The sequence below is a fragment of the Caballeronia concitans genome (assembly GCF_001544615.1).
GTDB lineage: Bacteria > Pseudomonadota > Gammaproteobacteria > Burkholderiales > Burkholderiaceae > Caballeronia > Caballeronia concitans.
On sequence record NZ_FCNV02000033.1, the window covers coordinates 1 to 5,781 of the forward strand.

General features: G+C 60.2%; 6 protein-coding genes and 1 pseudogene. 3 read left to right on the forward strand and 4 right to left on the reverse strand.

Annotation, left to right across the window (positions count from 1 at the left end; all coding sequences use genetic code 11):
• Window positions 1–216 precede the first annotated feature (216 nt).
• Window positions 217–918, forward strand: a complete 702-nt coding sequence (locus AWB72_RS29615; RefSeq protein ID WP_244285789.1) for an antitoxin Xre/MbcA/ParS toxin-binding domain-containing protein — start codon at window positions 217–219, stop codon at window positions 916–918.
• Window positions 919–1,071: 153 nt separating this feature from the next.
• Here the strand turns inward: AWB72_RS29615 and AWB72_RS29625 are convergent, their stop codons facing one another.
• Complete coding sequence (locus tag AWB72_RS29625) at window positions 1,072–1,326, reverse strand: hypothetical protein (protein ID WP_244285790.1); 255 nt, start codon at window positions 1,324–1,326, stop codon at window positions 1,072–1,074.
• Window positions 1,327–1,439: 113 nt separating this feature from the next.
• Here AWB72_RS29625 and AWB72_RS28170 point away from each other — a divergent pair, with 113 nt between their 5' ends.
• Entirely contained in the window at window positions 1,440–2,411 is a 972-nt protein-coding gene (locus tag AWB72_RS28170) for an SOS response-associated peptidase family protein (RefSeq protein WP_087129197.1), read from the forward strand.
• Window positions 2,412–2,499: 88 nt separating this feature from the next.
• The gene (locus AWB72_RS28175; protein WP_087129199.1) at window positions 2,500–2,721 is read left to right on the forward strand and encodes a hypothetical protein; all 222 of its coding nucleotides are present in this window, start codon (window positions 2,500–2,502) and stop codon (window positions 2,719–2,721) included.
• 71 nt (window positions 2,722–2,792) lie between these two features.
• Here AWB72_RS28175 and ligD read toward each other — a convergent pair whose 3' ends face one another.
• The 3 genes and pseudogenes from ligD to AWB72_RS28190 form a co-directional block, all read right to left on the reverse strand.
• The gene (ligD, locus tag AWB72_RS28180; RefSeq protein ID WP_087129200.1) at window positions 2,793–4,748 is read right to left on the reverse strand and encodes a DNA ligase D; all 1,956 of its coding nucleotides are present in this window, start codon (window positions 4,746–4,748) and stop codon (window positions 2,793–2,795) included.
• Window position 4,749: 1 nt separating this feature from the next.
• Window positions 4,750–5,028 carry a hypothetical protein gene (locus AWB72_RS28185; RefSeq protein WP_208863196.1) on the reverse strand — a complete coding sequence of 93 codons (279 nt, stop codon included), beginning with the start codon at window positions 5,026–5,028 and terminating at the stop codon, window positions 4,750–4,752.
• Between the two features lie 408 nt (window positions 5,029–5,436).
• Window positions 5,437–5,709: pseudogene (locus tag AWB72_RS28190) on the reverse strand (IS3 family transposase); the annotation flags it as partial.
• Between the last annotated feature and the right edge of the window lie 72 nt (window positions 5,710–5,781).

Sequence of the window (5,781 nt, forward strand, 5' to 3'; positions counted from 1 at the left end):
GGAACCACGATGCCGGCCTCTCCCTGCCCACCGAAGTCTGACCGTAGCCCCTACCGCGCGAGCGGTTTAGTCCGCCGGCCAACTTCGGCCGCTCGGGTGGGTAGAAACACCGGTCTCCGGCGTCGACTTTACGTTGGATAAGAGCCGGTATCGCAGCGTTTCGACGTCTTCTCAAAGGGGATACACTGAACTCGTTACCTCTGCCTGGAAGCCACCATGTCAACCGACGGAAAGATGGCACCTCCGGTTACCGACGCAGTGCAGCTTTCACGCGTGCGTACGGAGGAGTTGCTGACGCGGGTTGGGGCCGGTTTGCCACCCGATGTTCGACGCGAGCTCGCAGTTGGACTGGAAGCGATACTCGTCGACGCGATAAACCAGTTCTCGTCGCACCGACCAGATACAAACGACTTCCTGTCCATCGCTGAAGCTGCTACGCAGCTATTCGTGTCTCGTCCGCACATCTCTAAGCTGCTGGAGCAAGGGAAGCTCGAACTTCATCATGAATCGGGGAGCGACCGGTTTATTACAAAGGCATCAGTGTTGGACTATCGTGCGGCGCTAGACGCGGCAGCGGACGCTTATCAAGCTTCGGCGGCGGCGCGTTTCCTCACAATTATCGGCGTGCCCGAAGCGACCGCAGAGAAGAAGGCCGCGGCCGGCGAGTTGGTAAGTGGCGCAGGCGGCCAAGCAGCGATAGGAATGATCAAGCTTCTCGGAATTGCACAAGGAATTGCCGCAGACAGTACGGCGCCAGGTGCGAACGACTTCGACTCTGCACGATGGCTGGGCGAGTGGATCGAGAGGCCGCAGCCCGCGCTCGGCGGCCGAAAGCCATCGGAGCTCATCGATACGCCCGCTGGAGTTGACGTTGTCGCCCGGCTGCTCGGCTCGCTCGAGAGTGGCGCTTATCAATGAAACTTTGGCGAATTGAAACTGAGACTCGAACGTATCCAGCCGGTGACCTAGTGGTGCAGGCGCCGCTAGCAAGCCTGGGCGGTGGGATGACACGGGGAAACATGTCGTCTATGCCGCGCCGACGATCGCTATCGCGGTGCTCGAGACGGCGGGCTACGTCGACGACGGCGGCTTGCCGCTGAACCGATCAGATATCAACGAAGTGTCGAATGTGTCGGACGCGCGCGCGGGCGGCTGTGCTTCCTGGTCGCGACCCGCATCTGGCTGCGACGCAATCACCTCTGGATGGACTGCCTCGAGCGCGTGCGCCTCGGCCAGTTGGCGCTTAACATCGCCCAACGCGATCTGAAAGGCGACGGCATTGCGGTGCGTCAGTCGAATGTCCTGGCGCTTTTTTACTGGCGACATGCAACTAAACTACTCGTCCACCGTCATCAAGAAGATGCTGGCGCTGTGCAAAGAGGCGCTCTGAAGCCCCACGCCTGGCGTATCGCCCTCACGAAACGAAGGGAATTCAACGCATGTGTTACTCCGCGCAGATCCAAGCCGACTATCGTCGCTACGTGAAGATGTTCGGCGCGCAGATGGACATCCGCGAGTTCGCGCGACTGTTCTGGGAGCGCGCCGAGGGCAGCAAGGCCAAAATTCCGAAGGCGATGGAAGATGCCTTCCGGGAATCCGTGTCCGATGACGAGCGTCAGATCAAGACCTTCGTTGAGCGGTACAACGCTGAGCAAATGACCAAGGTCGAGCAGGAGCTTTTCAAGCAACGCACCCGATTGGCGGATGCCGAGCGCACGCTGCAAACGAAGACGACCAAAGCGGCGACCGAAAGCAAGCGCATCGCGACGGACAAGATCGAGGCGGCGTTACGGCGTCTTGCCGACTTCGGTCGAACTGAGCAGGAGCCTCGTGATTCACGCATCTTCCCCGGCTACTACGCGCCGGTGCTCGTGGTCGAAGACGGGCAGTATGTCGTCAAGCCGATGCGCTATCAATGTCGCATCGCGGGCAAGCCCGCGAACTACGATGTCAAGTACCCCGGAACCTATAACGCGCGGCGCGATAGTCTGGACAAGTTCTGGAAGCCGTGTTTTGGCTACACCCATGGGCTGCTGCTCGTTGACGTCTTTTACGAGAACGTCGCACGGGCCAAGTGCGAGAACACGTTGTTCGAAACGCATGACGGACCGCAGGCGCCTGGCGAAAACGTGGTCCTGGAGTTTCGCCCTAACAACGGTCAGCTGCTGATGGTCGCGTGTCTGTGGTCGAAGTGGACCGCGCCCGATCAGCCGGATCTCCTGTCGTTCGCCGCTATCACAGACAAGCCGCCTGCCGAGGTGGAAGCAGCGGGCCACGATCGCTGCATCGTCCCGATCAAGCGAGAAAATGTCGACGCCTGGTTGGATCCCCAGGCCTCCGATCTCGCCGCACTCGACGCGATTCTCGAGGATCGAGACCGGCCGTACTACGAGCATCGGCTTGCCGCGTAGATCGTGCGCAGACAAAGGCGCTTGCACGAAACCGCTCGGAACGCGCTTTGCTCAGTGGTCTTGGTTCTTTACTGACGGAGGTGCAACGATGGCAGGCGATAACGCGTATAAGCCCGGTGAGATCGTCAAGGTGTCTGGCATCTATGCCGTTGTCCATGACGATGGCAAGGACACGTTCGAAGTCACGTGCGTCGAGGGCGAACACTTTCCGCCGACGCGAAGCGGCAAGGGTGCCCATTTCGAACTCAAGTACGCGGCGACGCACTCACACAAGCACAGCGAACTGAAGGGCACTGAGGCGCGGAGCTAACCGCTAAGGCCCGGCAGCTAAGGTCTGATTAGCCGGATCAACCAGATCAACGGGCATGAAGCGCGGCTTGTCTAGCGTTTCATGCCGACCGCGCGGCGCATCGCGGCGGTGATGCCTTGCCGCGTGCGCCAGTAACCCTCCCATGGATCTGCTGCGAGCGTGCGTTGTCGGTGGACGGCTTGTGCCATTGTCCACTGGTCGCCGCTTGTGACGTCCTTCAACTCATCCCACGATATCGGCATCGATACCGCCATGCCAGGGCGGGCGCGCACCGAAAACGCGGCCACCGTACTGGCGCTTCGCCCATTGCGCAGATAGTCGATGAAGATCTTGCCGACTCGGTTTTTTGGCCCCAGCACGGCCGAAAACCGCTGCGGGACGACGCGCGTCATGTGCTGTGCGACCGCCTGTGAGAAGAGCTTCACTTCCTCCCATCCCTGTGGGCGGGTGAGCGGCACGACGATGTGGAATCCTTTCCCGCCACTGGTCTTCGCAAACGAGCGCAGGCCCAGTTCATCGAGCACGACTTTGACGAGTGAGGCGGCTTCCAACATCGCCGACCACGGCAAGGCGGGATCGGGATCGAGGTCAAAAATGACGCGATCGGGATGCGCGAGATCGGGCGCGATGCCGTTCCACGAGTGGATCTCGACAACGCTCATCTGGGCGAGGCCGACCAGCGCGTCGGCGGTGTTGGCGACCAGTAGCGGCTTATGTCCCGGATACACGCTCACGGGCAACTCTTCCACGGCGGGAATGCGGACGCGCTCGGAATGCTTCTGAAAAAACAGTTCACCCGCGATACCGTCAGGCGCGCGCACGAGCGCAAGCGGCCGCGCTTGCAGGTAAGGAAGCGCCCATTCTGCGATGGCGTCGTAGTACCGCACGATGTCGAGCTTGGCGCGGCCGGAGGCCTGATCCATCACACGCTGCGGGTTGCTGATCTTGATGTCGCCCACGATAACCGTGCCGCGCGGACCGGGTCGTTCCCGCGTCGAGCCGATGTGTCCAGCTCGGGGATCGTCGACAACCTTTTCTTCCGTGACCGCCCGCGCAGGCTTATCTTCTCGCAAGGCGTGAAAGACGGGATGCCGAACCTCGCCGTTGGGCGTCCATTCCAGGAACGACACTTCCGCCACCATGTCGGGCGCGAGCCAATGGAACTCGCGATCGCGCTCGGGTTCGGGCGCGTTATAGAAGGCGGGTTGAATCTGAAGTAAGGCTTGAGCGCGCTTGCTGAACCCGGCGCTGCGCGTAGGCGTCAGATGAGGCGCAACGTGGCCCGCATACCTAAGTGTGCCGTCCTGCTCATAGACGCCCAGCAACAGTGAACGTACGCCTGACTTCGCGCCCTTCAGACGCGAAAATCCGCCGATCACGAACTCTTGCCTGAGATTGCACTTGAGCTTGATCCAATCGTTGGAACGTCCGGACCGGTACGGCGCGTCTGCCCGCTTGCCGATGATGCCTTCGAGCTGCATCTTGCAGGCGGACGCCACGAGTGACGTCGGATCCTCGGCGAAATCGTCCGAGTAACGCAAGAGCGGGCTCTCGACGCTTGTCATCAAATTTTGCAGCAGTGCCCGACGTCCGCGCAGCGGCTGATCGCGGATGTCGGTGCCGTTGAGCCACAACAGATCGAAGACGAATAGGACGATATTGGCTGTACTGCGACGGTCGAATGCGTTCTGCAGCGCATTGAAGTCGGGCTTACCGGTCGCATCGAGCACGACCGCCTCGCCGTCAATCCATGCGGTATCAGCCGTTAGCGCCTCAAGTGCGGCGCGCAGCCGTGGCATGCGCTCGGTCCAATCATGCCCATTGCGTGTGACGAGCTTGACGGCGCCCCGCTCGATGCGCGCGAGCATGCGGTAGCCGTCGAACTTGATCTCGTAGGACCAGTCGCCTTCCCCGGGATGACGTTCAACCAGCGTCGCCAGCTGCGGCTCGATCAGCACAGGCATCTCGCCTGCCAGCGGAGCAGGCGCGCGTACGCGCGTCGTGCGCGAACCGTTCCAGCGCCCCATCTCAGTCGTCCGCGCCCGGCGGCAAGTCACCGCTTTCCTCATCCTTCCAATAGAGGCTCGGTGGATGAAGTGCCTGCGTTGTGTCAATCCCGGCCATCTGGAGGGCTGCATCAATGCACTGAAGTTCGCGATCGAAGCGCATTGGCCAGCGCGACGGCGGTTCATCGTCGCCTAACACCGTCATGCCGTCATGTATCACGAGGGCATATCGTGCAACCAGCAGCGCATCGACGAGCTGGGCTTCCCGTTTGGCTTGTTCCAAGAATGTAGTCGCTTTCATGGCGGCGCCTCCCGTCTGCAATAACGCAAGCGTTGCGCCCGGGGGCGAACCGACAACGGCGAGGTGTTGCCCATCTGAGACAGGCCGAAACAGGACTTGCAGCTAAGCGCTAAGGGTTTATACTGGGGTTGTCTCCTCCATGTCCACCGATATGGATTCAGCCCGCTCGGTCGAGCGGGCTTTTTCTTTTCTGTGGAGACACGCGCTATAGCAAGCCGGCCTGAGGCGGATTCTTTGGGCGTCTATCACGACGCCGTTGTGGTGTCCCTCTCCAGAGCATGCATCGCGTACACCTACACACAAGTGTAAGCGGTCCATCTCCGACGTCTGGCAGTGAGCGACAGTAGCGAGGACCATAGGTGTCCACCTATCTTGTGAACTGACCCCGGAATGTTGGACGCGGTGACGTTAGTGCTGCTTATATTTCATTCTGTACTGGACAGGGCTGAGTCCTTGCAATCTTAGCTTGATTCGATCGTGGTTGTAATAGTGGATGTAGTCCTTGATGCCGGTTTGCAGTTCGTCGACGTTGCGAAACCTGTTCATGTAGAAAAATTCCGACTTAAGCGTACCGAAGAAGCTCTCCATCGTGGCGTTATCGAGACAATTGCCTTTGCGTGACATGCTCTGTCTTACTTTCTGCTGTTTAAGCCGGCGACCATAGACCGGCATCTGGTATTGGGCGGATTCAAACGGTCGTCGCAACACTGGATTGTTGAACAGATTTCAGGTACTCGTCTAGGGCTTCCGCAG

Bases quoted from the DNA above. Each gene is read 5' to 3' on its own strand.
- AWB72_RS29615 (WP_244285789.1), top strand. From the start codon at position 217: ATGTCAACCGACGGAAAGATGGCACCTCCGGTTACCGACGCAGTGCAG.
- AWB72_RS29625 (WP_244285790.1), bottom strand. From the start codon at position 1,326: ATGTCGCCAGTAAAAAAGCGCCAGGACATTCGACTGACGCACCGCAAT.
- AWB72_RS28170 (WP_087129197.1), top strand. From the start codon at position 1,440: ATGTGTTACTCCGCGCAGATCCAAGCCGACTATCGTCGCTACGTGAAG.
- AWB72_RS28175 (WP_087129199.1), top strand. From the start codon at position 2,500: ATGGCAGGCGATAACGCGTATAAGCCCGGTGAGATCGTCAAGGTGTCT.
- ligD (WP_087129200.1), bottom strand. From the start codon at position 4,748: ATGGGGCGCTGGAACGGTTCGCGCACGACGCGCGTACGCGCGCCTGCT.
- AWB72_RS28185 (WP_208863196.1), bottom strand. From the start codon at position 5,028: ATGAAAGCGACTACATTCTTGGAACAAGCCAAACGGGAAGCCCAGCTC.